General features: G+C 73.2%; 2 protein-coding genes. One reads left to right on the top strand and one right to left on the bottom strand.

Features of this window, described 5'->3' with window-relative positions; translation table 11 throughout:
* A partial coding sequence (locus tag G6030_RS16175) for an SDR family NAD(P)-dependent oxidoreductase (protein ID WP_182643812.1) occupies positions 1–786 on the top strand: 786 nt, incomplete at its 5' end.
* Between the two features lie 37 nt (positions 787–823).
* On the opposite strand, the gene pip is transcribed toward G6030_RS16175, so the two are convergent.
* A partial coding sequence (gene pip, locus G6030_RS16170; RefSeq protein WP_241724421.1) for a prolyl aminopeptidase occupies positions 824–1,800 on the bottom strand: 977 nt, incomplete at its 5' end.

Here is a 1,800-nt window from a genome sequence, read left to right as displayed (position 1 = left end):
GGTTCCGGCATCGGACGCGAGCTGGCGCGCGAGGCCGCCCGACGCGGCGCTCGGCTCGCCCTGAGCGACATCGACCCGGACGGCCTGGCCCGCACCGTCGAGCTGGCGCGCGGCGACGGCGCCACCGACGTGCACTCGCAGCACCTCGACGTCACCGAGCAGGCCCTGGTCGCCGAGTACGCCGGTCTGGTCGCCGAGCACTTCGGCGTGGTCCACCTCGTGATCAACAACGCCGGCATCGCGTTCACCGGCGCGGTCGAGCGGTCCTCCTACAAGGACATCGCGCGCGTCATGGACGTCGACTACTGGGGCGTCGTGCACGGCACCAAGGAGTTCCTCCCGCACCTCATCGCCTCCGGCGACGGCCACCTGGTCAACATCTCCAGCATCTTCGCGTTCCTGTCCGTGCCCACGCAGAACGCCTACAACGCGGCCAAGGCGGCGGTCCAGCAGTTCACCGAGTCGCTGCGGATGGAGATGCTCGCCGCCGGTCACCCGGTGGACGTCACCTGCGTGCACCCCGGCGGCATCAAGACCGCCGTCGCCCGCAGCGCCGGCGCGGCCGAGGGGCTCGACAGTGCCGACTTCGCCACCATCTTCGACACGAAGTTCGCCCGCACGGAGGCCTCGACCGCCGCGCGGGTCATCCTCGACGGCGTCGAGCGGCGCCGGCCCCGCGTGCTGGTCGGAGCGGACGCGCACGTGCTCGACGCCCTGGTGAGGCTGTTCCCGGCCGGCTACCAGAAGGCGACGGTCGCGGCCTCGCGCCGGTTCGGGGTGGTCTGAGCCAGCGTCCGGCGCGGCGAGCGGCCGGCGCGGCGGGTCAGGGGCGGAACGCGTCCGTGGCCTCGAGCAGGTGGTGGGTGGTGCCCGGCTCGGCCATCGCGTGCCCCGCGTCCGGCACGATGTGCAGCTCGGAACCCGGCCACGCGGCGTGCAGCTCCCACGCGTTGGCCACCGGGCACACCACGTCGTAGCGCCCGTGGACGATCACGCCGGGGAGGTGGGCGATGCGGTCCATCCGGTCGAGGATCGCGCGACCCCGCAGGAACGCGTCGTTGACGAAGTAGTGGTTCTCGATGCGCGCGAACGCCAGCGCGAACCGGTCCGGATCCCCGTCCTTGCCGACCGTGCGGGGCAGCAGGGTCGACGTGGACGTCTCCCACGTCGTCCACGCCCGGGCGGCCTCCAGCTCGAGCAGCGGATCGCCGCAGTGCAGGAGACGGTGGTAGGCGGCGACGTGGTCGTAGCCGGGCTCGTGGACGGCCTCGGCGCCGTCGGCGGCGACGAGCGGCGCGAGGTAGCCCTCCCACACATCGGGGAACAGGTGCGCGGCGCCGCCTCGGTAGAACCAGTCGATCTCGCCCGGGCGGCACAGGAAGATCCCGCGCAGGACCAGGCCGCGGACCCGGTCGGGCTGCTCCTGGGCGTACGCCAGCGCGAGGGTCGAGCCCCACGAGCCGCCGAACACCAGCCAGCGGTCGACCCCCAGCGCCTCACGCAGCCGCTCGAGGTCGGCCACCAGGTGCCACGTCGTGTTGACGGACAGGTCCGCGCCGTCGGCCACGTGCGGCGTGCTGCGCCCGCACCCACGCTGGTCCACCAGGATGATTCGGTAGACGGCCGGATCGAACATGCGGCGGTGCGCGGGGTCGGTGCCCCCGCCCGGCCCTCCGTGGACGAAGAGCACGGGTGCGCCGTCCGGGTTGCCGGAGCACTCCCAGTACAGACGCTGTCCGTCGCCCACGTCGAGCATGCCCGTCTCGTACGGGTCGATCTCCGGGTACGGGGCGCGGCGCG

It is taken from the genome of Dietzia sp. E1, from assembly GCF_014145015.1.
GTDB classification, from domain to species: domain Bacteria; phylum Actinomycetota; class Actinomycetes; order Mycobacteriales; family Mycobacteriaceae; genus Dietzia; species Dietzia cinnamea_A.
This window is presented reverse-complemented; position numbering and strand designations above follow the sequence as displayed.